Origin of the sequence: Serratia ureilytica (assembly GCF_017309605.1) — a bacterium.
GTDB lineage: Bacteria > Pseudomonadota > Gammaproteobacteria > Enterobacterales > Enterobacteriaceae > Serratia > Serratia ureilytica.
Genome location: NZ_CP071320.1, coordinates 2,820,258 through 2,835,847 on the forward strand (window position 1 = coordinate 2,820,258; position 15,590 = coordinate 2,835,847).

General features: G+C 57.2%; 18 protein-coding genes and 1 other annotated feature. Of the genes, 3 read left to right on the plus strand and 15 right to left on the minus strand.

The features are described from left to right. Positions 1 to 166: 166 nt before the first annotated feature. From btuD to J0X03_RS13125, 4 genes are all read right to left on the minus strand, one after another. Positions 167 to 922: a vitamin B12 ABC transporter ATP-binding protein BtuD gene (btuD, locus tag J0X03_RS13110; RefSeq protein ID WP_033642882.1), complete on the minus strand. Its 756-nt coding sequence runs from the start codon at positions 920 to 922 to the stop codon at positions 167 to 169. Between the two features lie 5 nt (positions 923 to 927). Beyond that, positions 928 to 1,479, minus strand: a complete 552-nt coding sequence (locus J0X03_RS13115; protein ID WP_033642881.1) for a glutathione peroxidase — start codon at positions 1,477 to 1,479, stop codon at positions 928 to 930. A 45-nt stretch (positions 1,480 to 1,524) separates the two neighbouring features. Beyond that, positions 1,525 to 2,532, minus strand: coding sequence for a vitamin B12 ABC transporter permease BtuC (btuC, locus tag J0X03_RS13120; RefSeq protein ID WP_129993128.1), 1,008 nt, complete (start codon positions 2,530 to 2,532; stop codon positions 1,525 to 1,527). A 179-nt stretch (positions 2,533 to 2,711) separates the two neighbouring features. Further along, on the minus strand, positions 2,712 to 3,128 hold the full coding sequence (locus J0X03_RS13125) for a DUF2502 domain-containing protein (RefSeq protein WP_049271951.1): 417 nt from the start codon (positions 3,126 to 3,128) through the stop codon (positions 2,712 to 2,714). 232 nt (positions 3,129 to 3,360) lie between these two features. On the opposite strand from J0X03_RS13125, the gene J0X03_RS24260 reads away from it, so the two are divergent. Beyond that, complete coding sequence (locus tag J0X03_RS24260) at positions 3,361 to 3,492, plus strand: hypothetical protein (protein WP_046686953.1); 132 nt, start codon at positions 3,361 to 3,363, stop codon at positions 3,490 to 3,492. 188 nt (positions 3,493 to 3,680) lie between these two features. On the opposite strand, the gene ihfA is transcribed toward J0X03_RS24260, so the two are convergent. The 10 genes from ihfA to J0X03_RS13175 all read right to left on the minus strand — a co-directional run bounded on the left by ihfA (position 3,681) and on the right by J0X03_RS13175 (position 13,101). Continuing rightward, entirely contained in the window at positions 3,681 to 3,977 is a 297-nt protein-coding gene (gene ihfA / locus J0X03_RS13130) for an integration host factor subunit alpha (protein ID WP_004931414.1), read from the minus strand. A gap of 4 nt (positions 3,978 to 3,981) precedes the next feature. Then, positions 3,982 to 6,369, minus strand: coding sequence for a phenylalanine--tRNA ligase subunit beta (gene pheT / locus J0X03_RS13135; protein ID WP_089196984.1), 2,388 nt, complete (start codon positions 6,367 to 6,369; stop codon positions 3,982 to 3,984). 14 nt (positions 6,370 to 6,383) lie between these two features. Beyond that, complete coding sequence (pheS, locus tag J0X03_RS13140) at positions 6,384 to 7,367, minus strand: phenylalanine--tRNA ligase subunit alpha (protein WP_043143373.1); 984 nt, start codon at positions 7,365 to 7,367, stop codon at positions 6,384 to 6,386. A 187-nt stretch (positions 7,368 to 7,554) separates the two neighbouring features. After that, positions 7,555 to 7,677, minus strand: a sequence feature (Phe leader region). Further along, positions 7,629 to 7,673: a pheST operon leader peptide PheM gene (gene pheM, locus J0X03_RS13145; protein ID WP_121626058.1), complete on the minus strand. Its 45-nt coding sequence runs from the start codon at positions 7,671 to 7,673 to the stop codon at positions 7,629 to 7,631. (Overlaps the previous feature by 45 nt.) 113 nt (positions 7,678 to 7,790) lie before the next feature. After that, entirely contained in the window at positions 7,791 to 8,147 is a 357-nt protein-coding gene (gene rplT / locus J0X03_RS13150; protein WP_004931417.1) for a 50S ribosomal protein L20, read from the minus strand. Between the two features lie 43 nt (positions 8,148 to 8,190). Continuing rightward, positions 8,191 to 8,388 (minus strand): 50S ribosomal protein L35, encoded by a 198-nt coding sequence (rpmI, locus tag J0X03_RS13155; RefSeq protein ID WP_004931418.1) that lies wholly within the window; start codon positions 8,386 to 8,388, stop codon positions 8,191 to 8,193. A 98-nt stretch (positions 8,389 to 8,486) separates the two neighbouring features. Continuing rightward, positions 8,487 to 9,038, minus strand: a complete 552-nt coding sequence (gene infC, locus J0X03_RS13160) for a translation initiation factor IF-3 (RefSeq protein WP_048233542.1) — start codon at positions 9,036 to 9,038, stop codon at positions 8,487 to 8,489. 3 nt (positions 9,039 to 9,041) lie between these two features. Next, on the minus strand, positions 9,042 to 10,970 hold the full coding sequence (gene thrS, locus J0X03_RS13165; RefSeq protein WP_025159696.1) for a threonine--tRNA ligase: 1,929 nt from the start codon (positions 10,968 to 10,970) through the stop codon (positions 9,042 to 9,044). Between the two features lie 218 nt (positions 10,971 to 11,188). After that, positions 11,189 to 11,812 carry a hypothetical protein gene (locus J0X03_RS13170; RefSeq protein WP_160204212.1) on the minus strand — a complete coding sequence of 208 codons (624 nt, stop codon included), beginning with the start codon at positions 11,810 to 11,812 and terminating at the stop codon, positions 11,189 to 11,191. A gap of 239 nt (positions 11,813 to 12,051) precedes the next feature. Beyond that, complete coding sequence (locus tag J0X03_RS13175) at positions 12,052 to 13,101, minus strand: AAA family ATPase (RefSeq protein ID WP_033642876.1); 1,050 nt, start codon at positions 13,099 to 13,101, stop codon at positions 12,052 to 12,054. Between the two features lie 265 nt (positions 13,102 to 13,366). Between J0X03_RS13175 and J0X03_RS13180 the strand changes: the two genes are divergently transcribed. Further along, the gene (locus J0X03_RS13180) at positions 13,367 to 13,552 is read left to right on the plus strand and encodes a hypothetical protein (protein ID WP_052133797.1); all 186 of its coding nucleotides are present in this window, start codon (positions 13,367 to 13,369) and stop codon (positions 13,550 to 13,552) included. Positions 13,553 to 13,659: 107 nt separating this feature from the next. Further along, entirely contained in the window at positions 13,660 to 14,346 is a 687-nt protein-coding gene (locus J0X03_RS13185) for a MarC family NAAT transporter (protein ID WP_046686950.1), read from the plus strand. 37 nt (positions 14,347 to 14,383) lie between these two features. Here the strand turns inward: J0X03_RS13185 and J0X03_RS13190 are convergent, their stop codons facing one another. Next, positions 14,384 to 15,517, minus strand: coding sequence for an ABC transporter substrate-binding protein (locus J0X03_RS13190; protein WP_160204211.1), 1,134 nt, complete (start codon positions 15,515 to 15,517; stop codon positions 14,384 to 14,386). Positions 15,518 to 15,590 lie beyond the last annotated feature (73 nt).

The window sequence follows — 15,590 nt, forward strand, 5'->3', positions numbered from 1 at the left end:
TTTACGTATTTTATTTTTGCCGAATCAAGCGTAGCACGTCATCGACGTTTTTCAAGAAAATCGGTATGAAAATGAGAGACCGCACAATATTCGCCGATGCTTATCTGACTATTTATATTCACTATGTTTAGTTTCCGTTTACGTTGCGCCCCGCCGACTGGGTTAATTAAGCCGTGCGGGTCATGATCCAACGCTGGTCCCCTACCCATTGCAGCTGGAAATCCACTTCATAGATTTGCGACAGCAGCGCGGGCGCCATCACCTCACGCGTGACGCCCTGCGCCACCAGCCGGCCGGCATGCAGCAACCAAACCCGATCGGCCTGCTGCAGGGTGTGATTCAGATCGTGCGCGCATACCAGCGCGCTGCGCCCGCTCTGGCAGAATTCGCGCAGAAGGCGATCCAGCGCGACTTTCTGCGCCACGTCCAGGCTGTTGGTCGGCTCATCCAGCAACAACAGTCGGCTGTGCGGATTGACGCTGGGCCACACCTGCAGCAAGACCGCCGCCAGCCGCACCCGTTGCCATTCTCCTCCAGAAAGCTGCGTCAGCATGCGTGACAGCTTATCCACCAGCTTCAACCGCCGGCACAGATAGAGGATGGCATGCTCCACATCGGTTTGCGTCGCCGCCGCAGGCCGGTGCAGCGCCAAATACTGAAACACCGGCATCAGCGACACCGGCGGCTGTTGCTGGCTGAGGTAACCGCGCCGGGATGCCAGTTCGCTCCCCGGATAATCGGAGAGCGCGCGTCCGTCCAGACGAACCTCACCCAGCCCCGGCAGCATGCCCGCCACCCGCGCCAGCAGAGTGCTCTTCCCGGCGCCGTTTGGGCCGATCAGGTGAACCTGCAACCCGCCGTCAATCTGTGCCGAAAAAGGCGCCAGGCGCCCCGCCACCCCAACCTCAACGAGTTGCAGCATTCGCCTTACCCTGCCAGCGCTTGTTTCACCGCCGCCACCAGCGCCGGATCTTCCGGCGTGGTGTCAGGCGAGAAGCGCTGGATCACCGTGCCGTCGCGCGCGATGAGGAATTTCTCGAAGTTCCACAAAATATCGCCGGCGTGCTTCGGCGCACGCCCTTTGCTGGTCATCCGCGCCAGGAATTCGCTGCCCTGCGGCGCGACAGCAGCCGGCTGCGCGGCAATCAGCGCCTGATACAGCGGATGACGGTGTTCGCCGTTCACCTCAATCTTGGCGAACATCGGGAATTGCACGCCGAAAGTGCCGCGGCAAAACGCCAGGATCTCTTCGTTGCTGCCCGGCTCCTGCCCCAGGAATTCATTGGACGGGAACCCCAGCACTTCCAGCCCCCGATCGCGATAGGTTTCGTACAGCGCTTCCAGCCCTTCATATTGCTTTGTCAGGCCGCACTCCGAGGCCACGTTGACCACCAGCAGCACCTTGCCCTGATAGGCTCCCAGCGTGGTAGCCTGATTTTCGATGGTCTGTAACGGCAGGTTATAAATTGGATTGCTCATCGGTTGTCATCCTGTAGTTTTTTAATGGCAGGTGAATGAAGAAAACTACCTTACGCCTTTTGCCCGGGTCAGTAACCAGATAAATAGCGGCGCTCCCAGCGTAGCGGTCACCACGCCGATCGGCAGTTCGGCCGCCAGCAGCGCAACGCGGGCGATCACATCGGCCACCAGCAACACGCCGGCCCCCGCCAGCGCGCAGGCCGGCAACAGATAACGTTGGTCGGTCAGGCCGGTGAGCCGCAAAATATGCGGGATCACCAGCCCGACGAAGCCGATCACCCCGGCGAGCGCCACGCTGACGCCCACCAGCCAGCCGATCGCCAGCACCAGCAGGTTGCGCCACAGATGCAGCGACAGCCCGAGCTGCCGCGCCTGCACCTCGCCCAGCGCCATCAGGTTAAGCGCTCGCCCCTGGCCGCACAGCCACAGCAGCACCGGCAGCAGCGCCAACACCAGCCACTTTTGGCGCCAGTCGACGCCGCCGAAGCCCCCCATCATCCAGTACATCAACTGCCGCAGATCGAGACTGGTGCTGAAATAGACCGCCCAGGTCATCAGCGCGCTGCACACGATGCCCAGCGCCACTCCCACCAGCAACAGCCGCACATTGGTCAGGCGACGCCGGCGAGCGAAGCCCAGCAGCAAGAACGTCATCGCCAGCGCGCCTGCTATCGCGGCGGCGCTCATCAGCGCTACCGGCAGCAGACCGTGGCCCAGCAGCACCGTCAGCACCAGCGCGACGCCGGCGCCGTTCGCCACCCCCAGCAGGCCAGGTTCCGCCAACGGGTTTTCAAACAGCGCCTGCATCACCGCCCCGGCTACCGCCAGGGCGGCGCCGACCAACATCACCGCCAGCGCACGCGGCAATCGCAGTTGCCAGACGAACAGCTGCGCCCGATCGCTGAACCATTCTGACGGCCATATCCATCGATCGCCGGCGCAAAGGCTAAACAGCAATGCCAGCACCACACCCAGCGCCAACAGAATGACCTGGCGTTTATCGCGGTAACGTTGATGTTGCAACAGTAAGGTGAAGGTACGGCTGGTTGGCATGGCGCGGCGATTCCCTGCCGGCCGCTGTCGTGGCCGGATAATTGACGTCTGAGTCAAATATTAGGGGGTTAACGCCGCAAGGGGAAGCCTTGCGTAAGCGATGGCGCAGGAAAGCAGCGGCTGGCTCTGCCCGTCATCGCCAGGATGATGGCAAAACCAGCCGCCGATAAACTCAGGGGTTAACGATGCGGGCCGGCGTTGCCCGGTGGATAAGGCTGACCACGGCCGTCATCGCGCCGGTCATGGTCACCCCGATCGTCATGACGGCGGTCGCGGTCGCGATTATCGCGATCGCCGTGGAACGGATTGCCGCTGCGTTCCGGCTCGCGATGCTCATAGCCACGCGGCGGCGAAGGTTGCCAGCGTCCGCCGTCCCAGTACAAACCGCGCGCATTGCGCTCACCCAGACCGCGGCCCTGGTGCGCATGCCACCACTGCGGTGGACGCCAGTCGTAGCCGTCCCAGTAGTAGCCGCGACGGTCCTGATCCCCCAGATGCAGGGAAACACCCGGCACGTTGATATCGACGGACACATCGGCCTGCGCCGCCAGCGGCAGCAACAGCGGGAAACACACCAGCAACAGGATCTTTTTCATTTTACCTTCTCACTCTATTTTTCTTGCTGCAGTGGTTATATCAGCGTGCTTATTTAACGACTATCTCATCGATGCCTATTTTCAGATCGTTTTCGACGGCCTTACACAATCCCTACACTGTTTGCCGCCGCCTTTAATTATCATAACCACTGACAAGGTTTAACGAATAACTGACGTCTCTCAAGCCGCAAGACAATTATAATTAAATGGATTCCCACCGGAGGATAATAAGATGATTAAACGTATAGGTATGTTGCTGGCCTTTGTGGCCCTGGCCTCAAGCCTCAGCGCCTGCTGCTGGGGGCCGCACTGGGGCGGCGGCCACCGCGGCGACGGCCCAGGCCATTATTACGGCCGTTATTGATTTGATAAATAAGGTCATCAACTAAATAAAATAAGATATAAGAATATTCCGCAATTAACATAAAATAAATTTTCGCCGTGGCGTTTTAATGAATAATGTTAATTCTTACTTAGCCCATTAGGAATAAACTGAATTTTTCCAAAAAAAGAAAAAGGCCGCGCAAGCGGCCTTTTTTGATGTCACGTCATTCACCCTTTCGGGCTGGCGTTTTCTACCCGGCTTTTCAGCTTCTGCCCCGGACGGAAGGTCACCACGCGGCGCGCCGTAATCGGAATGTCTTCGCCGGTCTTCGGGTTACGCCCCGGACGTTGGTTCTTGTCACGCAGATCAAAGTTGCCAAAACCCGACAGTTTTACCTGTTCGCCATTCTCAAGGGCCCGACGGACCTCTTCAAAGAACAGTTCCACCAGGTCTTTGGCGTCCCGTTTGCTAAGCCCAAGCTTCTCAAACAGGTGTTCTGACATTTCAGCTTTAGTAAGCGCCATAGGTTCAATCCCTCAAGGATGCTTGGAATCGCTGTTTTAGAGCCTCTACGCATTTTGCAACGGTAGCGGCTATCTCCTCTTCTTCCAGTGTACGAGCGGTATCCTGCAATACCAGACTGATAGCCAGGCTCTTGTCACCTTCTGCCACGCCCTTGCCACGGTACACGTCAAACAAGTTTACGCCAACTACCTGATTTGCGCCAACTTTCTTACACTCGGCCAAAATATCTTCTGCGGGGACGTTTTCAGCCACCACAATGGCGATATCACGGCGGTTTGCCGGGAAGCGCGAAATCTCCCGCGCCTGAGGCACGGCGCGGCTCGCAAGCTTGTTCCACTCCAGTTCAAACACCACGGTGCGGCCGTTAAGATCCAGTTTACGTTCAAGTTCCGGGTGAACCACACCGATGAAACCAACGCGTTCGCCGTGCAAATAAATCGCCGCACTTTGCCCTGGATGCAGGGCCGGATTGGCTTCCGCCCGGAACTGAATTTCGGATAATTTACCGGTCAGCTCGAGGACAGACTCCAGATCCCCTTTTAAATCATAGAAGTCGACAGGCTTGCGCGCCAGATCCCAATGTTCATCGTGCGTATGGCCGGCGATCACGCCCGCCAGCATGACGTCCTGACGGATACCCAGATCTGCCGCACTATCAGGCACAAAGCGCAGGCCGCTTTCGAACAGGCGCAGGCGCGTCTGCTGACGGTTCTGGTTATACACCACCGCAGACAGCAGGCCGGTCCACAGCGACAGACGCATCGCCGACATTTCGACCGAAATCGGGCTTGGTAGGATCAGCGCTTCTTCATTCGGGTGCAGCAGCGCCTGCACTTTCGGATCGACGAAGCTGTAGGTGATCGCTTCCTGATAACCGTGATCGACCAGCATGGTCTTCACGCGCTTGAGCGTCAGATCGGCTTCGCGATGCTGGGTCATCACCAAATCGGCGCGCACCGGTACATCCGGAATGTTGTCGTAGCCGTAAACGCGCGCCACTTCTTCCACCAGATCCTCTTCAATCTCCATATCGAAACGCCAGCTCGGCGCGACCGCTTGCCAGCTGTCGCCCTGTTCGGTCACCTGGCAACCCAGGCGGCGCAGAATGTCGCTGACCTGCTCGCTCGGCACCACGTGGCCGATCAGGCGATCCAGCTTCTCGCGGCGCAGCGTGATGGTGGCGCGTTTCGGCAGTTCATTCTCGTGAGTCACGTCGATAATCGGGCCAGCCTGGCCGCCGCAGATGTCGAGCAGCAGGCGCGTGGCGCGCTCCATGGCTTTGTACTGCAGCGCCGGATCGACGCCGCGCTCATAGCGGTGAGAAGCATCGGTGTGCAGGCCGTGACGGCGCGCGCGACCGGTGATCGACAGCGGGCTGAAGAAAGCGCACTCCAGCAGCACGTCCTGGGTTTCGCCGTTGACGCCGGAATGCTCGCCGCCGAAGATGCCGCCCATCGCCAATGCTTTTTGATGATCGGCGATCACTAAGGTGTCGGCGTTCAGTTTGGCTTCGTTGCCGTCCAGCAGCGTCAAGGTTTCCCCTTCTTCCGCCATGCGCACCACGATGCCGCCGTCGATGCGACTCAGATCGAAAGCGTGCATCGGCTGGCCAAGTTCCAACAGCACATAGTTGGTGACGTCGACGACGGCATCGATAGAACGGATACCGCAACGACGCAGTTTTTCACGCATCCACAGCGGGCTTAACGCCTTGACGTCGATGCCTTTCACCACGCGGCCCAGATAACGCGGGCACGCCTGTGGCGCGTCAACGCGGATCGGCAGCGTGGCGTCAATCGTCGCGGGCACCGGGCTCATGTCCGGCTCGGTCAGCGCAACCTGGTTCAGTACGCCCACGTCACGCGCGACGCCGATGATGCCCAGGCAGTCGGCGCGGTTCGGGGTGACGCTGATCTCGATGGTGTTGTCGTTCAGTTTCAGATAGTCACGGATGTCGGTGCCGATCGGCGCATCCAGCGGCAGCTCGATAATGCCGTCATGATCGTCAGAAATGCCCAGTTCGGAGAACGAACACAGCATGCCTTCCGAAGGTTCGCCGCGCAGTTTGGCGGCCTTGATTTTGAAATCGCCCGGCAGCACCGCGCCCACGGTGGCGACCGCCACTTTCAGGCCGGTGCGGCAGTTCGGCGCGCCGCAGACGATGTCGAGCAAGCGATCGCCGCCCACGTTAACTTTAGTGACACGCAGTTTATCGGCGTTCGGGTGCTGACCGCACTCGACAACCTCACCCACCACGACGCCGTTAAACGCGCCGGCAACCGGATCCACGCCGTCCACTTCCAAACCGGCCATGGTGATTTGATCGGATAATGCTTCGCTGCTGATGGCCGGGTTTACCCACTCGCGCAACCAGAGTTCACTGAATTTCATGTGATATTCCCGCCTTACTTAAACTGTTTGAGGAAACGCAGATCGTTTTCGAAGAATGCGCGCAGGTCGGTGACGCCGTAACGCAGCATCGTCAGGCGCTCCATGCCCATACCGAAGGCGAAGCCGGAGTAAACTTCCGGATCGATGCCCACGTTGCGCAGTACGTTCGGATGCACCATGCCGCAGCCCAGCACTTCCAGCCATTTACCGTTTTTGCCCATCACGTCCACTTCGGCGGACGGCTCGGTGAACGGGAAGTAGGACGGACGGAAACGAACCTGCAGGTCTTCTTCAAAGAAGTTATTCAGGAAATCGTGCAGCGTGCCCTTCAGGTTGGTGAAGCTGATGTCTTTATCAACGATCAGCCCTTCCATCTGGTGGAACATCGGGGTGTGAGTCTGATCGTAGTCGTTACGATAAACGCGGCCCGGCGCAATGATGCGGATCGGCGGCTGCTGGTTCTTCATGGTGCGGATCTGCACGCCGGAGGTCTGAGTGCGCAGCAGGCGCGTGGCGTCGAACCAGAAAGTATCGTGGTCGGCGCGCGCCGGGTGATGCCCTGGAATGTTCAGCGCGTCGAAGTTATGGTAATCGTCTTCAATCTCCGGGCCGGTAGCGACGGAGAAGCCCAGCTCGCCGAAGAAGGTTTCGATGCGGTCGATGGTGCGGGTCACCGGGTGCAGGCCGCCGTTTTCCATGCGACGGCCCGGCAGGGAGACGTCGATGGTTTCAGCCGCCAGGCGCGCGTTCAGCGCGGCGCTTTCCAGCGCGTTCTTGCGCGCGTTCAGGGCGTCTTGCACCTCTTGCTTGGCCTGGTTGATCACCGCGCCGGCCGCCGGGCGGTCTTCCGCCGGTACGTCGCGCAGAGACTGCATCTGCAAGGTGAAATGACCTTTCTTGCCAAAATATTCGACGCGTACCAAATCTAACGCGGCAACATCCTGGGCATCTTCTACGGCTGCCTTGGCACTGGCAACCAGCTCTGCGAGATGTGGCATTGCTTTCCTCTTCCTCTGGCCGGGATGGCCCTAAGTAATTGTTATCTATTATTCGAACACGCCTTTGAGCAATCTTCAAAGACTTTTCAATGCGTTGTCGGCCGGATGGCTCACCTGCGCGGCACAGGGCCGGCTGAGTACCCGCCGTTCTCACCGCAACGCTTTGCAAGGCGGGACGATGGCCAAAAACAAAAAAGCCTCCACGAGGGAGGCTTAGGCGCTACTTTTCGTTTCTTTTCTTACGCGCAAAGCCTCCTGAAGTCAGGCGCTAAAGTAAAAAAAGAAACGAAAAATAGCTGCGTGCATGATTGCGGTACCTTGTCGATGATTGTCCACCAGTGATATAGCGGCGGGCAATGAAAGTCAATATTTGTCGCTGAAAACAAAGATTAAAAGAGGGAGCAAGCTCCCTCTTCTACTGACTTACGCCAGAGCTGCTTTCGCTTTCTCAACCAGTGCGCCGAAGGCCACTTTGTCGAAGACTGCGATGTCAGCCAGGATCTTACGGTCAATTTCGATCGAGGCTTTTTTCAGGCCGTTGATGAACTTGCTGTAAGACAGACCGTTCTGACGAGCAGCTGCGTTGATACGTGCAATCCACAGCTGACGGAACTGACGCTTACGTTGACGACGGTCACGGTAAGCATACTGACCTGCTTTGATTACTGCCTGGAAGGCAACACGATATACGCGCGAACGGGCACCGTAGTAACCTTTCGCCTGCTTCATGATTTTCTTGTGACGTGCGCGTGCAATTACACCACGTTTTACGCGAGCCATATGCTCTCTCCTAAAGTCTTATTCTAAATTCAAAAAAAATGGCTTATGCGTACGGCAGGCACGCGGTAACCAGGACCAGATCGTTTTTAGACACCATGCCTTTCGGACGCAGGTGACGTTTACGCTTGGTTGCTTTTTTGGTCAGAATATGACGCAGGTTGGCATGTTTACGCTTAAAACCACCGCTGCCGGTTTTTTTGAAGCGCTTGGCTGCACCACGTACAGTTTTAATCTTTGGCATTTTAATTAAATCCACTTCGCATTGTTAAACAACGAATCAGTTGGGCGAATAAAACCCACACAGCGCAAGCGCCGCGCGGGTTCCATTACTTGTAAGCCTTACTGTTTCTTCTTAGGAGCGAGCACCATAATCATCTGGCGGCCTTCGATCTTCGTAGGGAAGGACTCGACCACTGCCAGATCCATATCTTCACACAGGTCTTTACGGACGCGGTTAAGCACTTCCATGCCGATCTGCTGGTGCGCCATCTCACGCCCGCGGAAACGCAGGGTGATTTTGGCTTTATCGCCATCTTCCAGAAAGCGAATCAGGTTGCGTAGTTTGACCTGATAGTCGCCATCATCGGTGCCAGGACGGAATTTGATTTCCTTGACCTGGATAACTTTTTGCTTCTTCTTCTGTTCTTTCGTCGACTTGCTCTTCTCGTAGAGGAATTTGCCGTAATCCATGATTCGGCAAACTGGCGGTTCGGCATTTGGGCTGATTTCTACTAAATCAACGCCCGCTTCCTCAGCTTTTTCAAGAGCTTCATTCAGACTGACAATACCAATCTGCTCGCCATCGACGCCGGTTAGGCGAACTTCTTGCGCGCGAATTTCTCTGTTAATGCGATTAGGACGCGCCGGTTGAACTCGTTTTCCGCCTTTAATACTTTATTCCTCCAGTTGATGAAGACTACGGCTGCGAATCTCTTTCAGCAGCTTGTCTACGACTTCGTTTACGTCCAGGCTTCCCAAGTCTTTGCCACGGCGGGTACGAACGGCAACTTTGCCTGCTTCGACCTCTTTGTCACCGCACACCAACATGTAAGGGACTCGACGTAAAGTATGTTCGCGAATTTTAAAGCCAATCTTCTCATTTCTCAAGTCCGCTTTCACGCGAATACCTGCATCCTGCAGTTTTTTGGTCAATTGCTGGACGTAATCAGACTGGCTGTCGGTGATATTCATCACCACCACCTGCACCGGAGCGATCCAGGTCGGGTAGAACCCGGCATATTCTTCGGTAAGGATACCGATGAAGCGTTCCATGGAGCCCAAAATGGCGCGGTGAATCATTACCGGCACGACGCGATCGTTGTTTTCGCCAACGTACGATGCGCCCAAACGGCCCGGCAAGAAGAAATCGAGCTGCACGGTACCACATTGCCATGCGCGATCCAAACAATCATGCAGGGTAAATTCAATTTTCGGTCCGTAGAAGGCGCCCTCGCCCGGCTGGTACTCGAACGGAATGCCGTTCTCGGTCAGCGCGGCGGCCAGGTCTTCTTCCGCACGGGTCCACATGTCGTCGGTGCCGATGCGTTTTTCCGGGCGAGTGGACAGCTTGACGGCGATTTTGTCGAAGCCGAAAGTGCCGTACACGTCATAGACCATGCGAATGCATTCGTTCACTTCGGCGCGCACCTGCTCTTCGGTACAGAAGATGTGGGCGTCATCCTGCGTGAAGCCGCGCACGCGCATCAGGCCGTGCAGGGAACCCGAAGGCTCGTTGCGGTGGCAGCTGCCGAATTCGCCCATGCGCAGCGGCAAATCGCGGTACGACTTCAGGCCCTGGTTGAAAATCTGCACGTGACCCGGGCAGTTCATCGGCTTGATGCAGTATTCGCGGTTTTCCGACGCGGTGGTGAACATGGCGTCTTTGTAGTTTTCCCAGTGGCCGGTTTTTTCCCACAGCACGCGGTCCATCATGAACGGACCTTTCACTTCCTGGTACTGGTACTCTTTGAGCTTCATGCGCACGAAGGCTTCCAGCTCGCGGAAGATAGTCCAACCGTCGTTGTGCCAGAACACCATGCCCGGCGCTTCTTCCTGCATATGATACAGGTCGAGCTGTTTGCCGATCTTGCGGTGATCGCGCTTGGCCGCTTCTTCCAGGCGTTGCAGGTAGGCGTTCAGCTGCTTCTTGTCTGCCCAGGCGGTACCGTAGATACGCTGCAGCATTTTGTTTTTGCTGTCGCCGCGCCAGTAAGCGCCGGAGGTTTTCTGCAGTTTGAAATGGTGGCAGAAACGCATGTTCGGCACGTGCGGACCGCGGCACATGTCGACGTATTCTTCGTGGTGATACAGGCCCGGACGATCGTCATGGCTGATGTTCTCATCCAGGATCGCCACTTTATAGATTTCGCCGCGCTCAGCGAAGGTGTCGCGGGCTTCTTGCCAGCTGACCTTCTTCTTGATGACGTCGTAATCCTTATCGGCCAACTCGTGCATCCGCTTTTCCAGCAGATCCAGGTCTTCCTGCGTCAGGGTGCGGTCGATATCCACGTCATAATAGAAACCGTTGTCGATCACCGGACCGATCGCCATTTTGGTATCCGGCCACAGCTGCTTGATCGCATGACCCAGCAGGTGCGCACAGGAGTGGCGCATGATTTCCAGACCGTCTTCGTCTTTGATGGTGATGATGGCCAGCTGCGCATCTGATTCGATCAGATCGCCGGCGTCGACCAGCTCGCCGTTGACACGGCCGGCGATACAGGCTTTCGCCAGGCCAGGGCCGATATCGCGCGCGACATCCATCGGGGAAACGGGGTGATCGAAATGACGCTGACTTCCGTCAGGAAGGGTAATAACAGGCATTAATAATTCCTTATCTACAGTGGTGACCCACACGACAGATCACATGCAGTACGAAAATTGGATTTTGGGTTTGGTCAGCCAGGTTTCAGATCTCGCCCACAATTGCCAGATTGAAACCTCACTGGGTATACAGAATGGAACGCATACCTTCTCAGCCGCATTCGGCTAAGCGAATAGTATCACTAAAATTGTTCCGGATAAATAAAGCGCCGCCGCCCTCACGCTTTCGCTCTATCCGGCGCAAACACGCCTTTCAGGTAGCTAAGGGTGGCCAGCAGGCACAGGCCGTAGCCCAGCAGTTCGCATCCCTCTTCCACCATGTTTTTCACCACCCGGTTGTAACCGTCCAGCATCAGCGTTTGCCACAGCGCGCTCATGCCGAACAGGCGTGAAAACACCAGGATGCACAGCAGGCCGGCGCACATCATGCCGTAGCCGGGGTGCGACACGATATAGACCAGGCCGCGCGCCGTAGCCGCAATATGCCTTGCGGCATGCCACAGACAGGCCAAGGCGACCGCCAGCGCGAACCACACCCAGGCGCCGTGCCACAACGCATCGAAAGCGAAGTCCATCTCGCGGATCAGCATGCAGAGAAAGAAGCCGCCAACCAGCAGCCAGGCGGAACGACGCTCGACCTGTCGCCGAGCCGCGGCAAAGAAACCGCCGGAGATGGCGAGCAGCAACAGCTCCTGCGCCGCTTCGGTCAACGAAGTTTCATGCACGAAGTTATGCAGCCAGTGCACATCGATAAACACCAGGCCGACCAATGCCGCCATGAAGGCGGCGGAAAGCGCGAATGCGCCGATTTTCCCCAGTAAAATATGCAGTTCTTGTTTCATAATCACACTCATTATTATTTACAGCGCATCTATGGTATCCACCTGTTCTCAGGGATCGTGGCAATTGATGCCTAATGCCCTGCGCCGCGCGAAAGGTGGTCGTTAATTACGCCGAAACAATAAAAAACCCCGGCACCTGGGCCGGGGTGAGGCCAGTCTTTCCTGGCAGTCACTTCATCGTCGTCAGTATTCCAGGCTCTCATCCCTATATCATCGAGACGCGCAAAGGAGCCTGAAGATTACGCCTGCGCAGGTGATACCGCGATACGGCGGACATTGGTGTTAACGCCCCACAAGCCGGCCAACGCACTGACCACTGCGCCAATCAACAGCGCAAAGAACGACCACAATGCGGCCCGCGACAATTCGTCCGCAGCAGCGGCAGCCTGCTCGCGCGCCTTCTGTTTCAGCTCCACATACTCCTGTTTTGCCTGATTGATTTTTGCTTCGGCGTCATCCAAACGCTGATTAACCAGCTGGGCAGTTTTATTTTTGGCTTCGACCAAATTCTTCACCGTCTGGTCCACTTCCTGCGGCGTCATATCGGTATTTTCCGCCAAGGCCTTTTTCAGGGCGTCTTGATCCACATCTTGCGAGATGGCCTCACCCTGTTTTTTAAGCTTGGCGACCAGTTGATTAATAATGGCGTCGCTATTGTCAGGCTGAAGTGCCAGAGCTTTTACTGCGTCCGCCAAATCAGTTTTGGCCGCATTCAACTGCTGTTGCATGAATTCAGGCTGCAATGATGGGATACCGCTTTTTTTAAGCGCCGTAACCACATCGCCTTGCAGCTGTTCAGGTTCCAAGGTTGTGTCAATGCCCAACTTGTCAAACACTTTACCGCCGGCGTCCGCCAATCCGGATGCCCCTTTGCCAATCGCTGAACCGGCGCCGGAGAGCAAGCTGCCGGAGGTCGAAGCGATAGCGCCCAGCGCATTGCCGGTCGCCTTCACGGCAGACCCGACCAGCATCCCCCCCAGCACCGCCGCCACAATCAGTGAGGTCGCCCATACCAGGAAGCCATGAATAAGTCCGTCATTAGCAGCCAAACGCCCGGCAATAAAAGCGCCGGCGGCCAAACTAATAATGATTGAAACAGCGGACCAAATCACTACGGTGGTACCGGCGCCGTTTATCGGATCGTCTGATGTCGGATCCACGATGGAGAATCCAAGACTGGTGCCTAACGTCGACAGCAACAGTGAAACAGCCAATACGGTGATCACGCCGCCGATGACGCTGCCCCAGGAGATTTTTTTCGCCGCTACCCATTCTTTTGCCACTTCCATAGTAAAACTCCTTTTAAGTTTTCGATTATAAAGAAATGCCAGAAAGCCTTACCATTATAGACTCGCTTCATCGATCAGGCGGTTAAAGGGTGAAAACAGTTAAAAATAATTAATGATAATGACTTCAGACGTGCGTTTACTTTCAGCGGCGCTACGCTGACAGGCCGCCTTAGCGTCACTATTCTTACGCTATCCACCAATGAACAAGGTCTTAGCGCACAACATGAACCGGTTACTCGCAGCCCTCATCGTGGCGTGCGCAGCATTGGCGACGTTATATGGGCTGGTGCATTTTGGCGCACGTTCAGTACCACGAGCGATTGCGGTCAACGAAGCGCCGCTGGGGTGTGAGGATGAACCAGAGCTCGCCGGCGAGTGCAGCGATGACGATGAGTCTCCCGCCGACGAATTTCGCCGGCCGGCGATGCTGAACGCCCGGGCCGACGGTTAATTAACGTTACGAGCTATCCCCATTGCCGCCAGGCACGCGGCAAGCTAGGCTGTTCAGCTCATGGGCCGCCGTTTGGCGGCCTGAACGTTGCACAGGGAGTCTATTTTATGACGGGTATTTTGCAGTTATTCCAGGCCATCGGACTGGGTTTGGTGCTGCTGTTGCCGCTGGCCAACCCGCTGACCACGGTGGCGTTGCTGCTCGGGTTATCCGGCAATATGACGCGCGAAGAGCGTAATCAGCAGTCGCTGATGGCCTCGGTTTATGTGTTCTGCATCATGACGGTGGCGTTTTACGCCGGGCAGGTGGTGATGAACACCTTCGGCATTTCGATCCCCGGCCTGCGCATCGCCGGCGGCCTGATCGTCGCCTTCATCGGTTTTCGCATGCTGTTCCCGCAGCAGAGCCCCGAAGACGCGCCGGAGGTGGAGAGCAAGTCGCACGAGCTGCGCCACAAGACGTCGGCCAACATCGCCTTCGTGCCGCTGGCCATGCCGAGCACCGCCGGGCCGGGCACCATCGCGATGATCATCAGCTCGGCGTCGAGCGTCAAAGCGAACTCGCTGGGTTTTGAACCCTGGGTGTTGGCCGTGGCGCCGGTCGCCATCTTCCTGACGGTCGCGGTGATCCTGTGGGGCTGCCTGCTCAGTTCCGGCGCCATCATGCGGTTGGTCGGGAAAAGCGGCATCGAAGCGATCTCGCGCCTGATGGGCTTCCTGCTGGTCTGTATGGGCGTGCAGTTCATCATCAACGGCGTGCTCGAGATCATCTCCACCTACACACCGGCCGCCTGACGATAAAAAACGGGCGCGATGCTCGCGCCCGTTGCCGTTATTTCCCCGCCGGCGCCTGCGCGCCCAAAATGCCCTTGCCTTCCGGCACTTCGGTAAAGCGACTGAGGATCTCGCTGTAGGTCTTGGCCGGATCCAAATCCGGGAACTGCGCCGGATAGATAAACTTCGCCAGATACTCCAGCCCGACGATGTTGTACGGGTGGTTGTAGAAGTTATGGTAGATGCCGTAGAACCGCCCTTCCTTCACCGCCGACAGCTGCGCGAACCCTGGGCGCTGCTTCATGCGGTTGAAAGCCTCATCCACCTGCTGCTGCGTCACGCCATAGCCGAACGGCACTGCGGCGTTGGTCTTGCTGGCCCACTGTGAGCCGGAAACGATGTAGGCATCCGGTTTCATGCTGATCACTTTTTCCAGCGCCACGTCGCCGGTCGCACCCGGCAGCAGCGCAGAACCGATGTTGCGCGCGCCGACCGCTTCGACCAACGCGCCCCAGCCGACGTGCGCATGGGTGAAGCAGCAGGATTCCAGGCCATTCAGACCGGCCTTGGCTTCGAAGAACACCAACGGTTTGGGTGCCACCGCCTGCGTTTTGGCCAGAATGGCCTGATAATGCTGCTGATAATAATCGGTATATTGCTTGGCTTCGCTTTCACGGTTGAGGGTTTCCCCCAACAGCGTCACGCTTTTCGGCGTGTTTTCCACCGGCTTGAGCATGGTATCGATAAACAACACCGGCACGTTCAGCGCCTTCAGCTTATCCAGCACGCCGGTTTGGCTCAAGGACGGTTTGGAGCGCAGCTGGGCGATCATCAGATCGGGCCGCTTGGCGATCACGCTCTCCAGATTCACTTCGCCTTTATCGCTGAATCCCATGTCGATGATGTTTTTCGCCGCCGGCCATTTGCTCTGCAAGATATCCCAGGTCGCCGCGTCGCTTTTCTTCAGCAGGTTATTCCAGGCCACCAGCCGGCCGAACGGGTTGGCGCGATCGAGCAGCGCCAGCGTGAGAATGTCGCGCCCGTCCTGCACCACGATGCGTTTCGGCTCCTGCGGGAGGGTGACCGTCTGGCCGGAGGTGTCGGTCAGGGTCAACGGATAGGTAGTGGCCATCGCCGGAGAGGCGAGTAAGGCGGCGCAAACCAGCGCCGGCAAAGTGATTCGACGGTGCACGAAAGACTCCTTAGTCATGAATACATTCAGGAAATACTAATGAGAATGGCTTGCATTATCAAAGATAACGCCC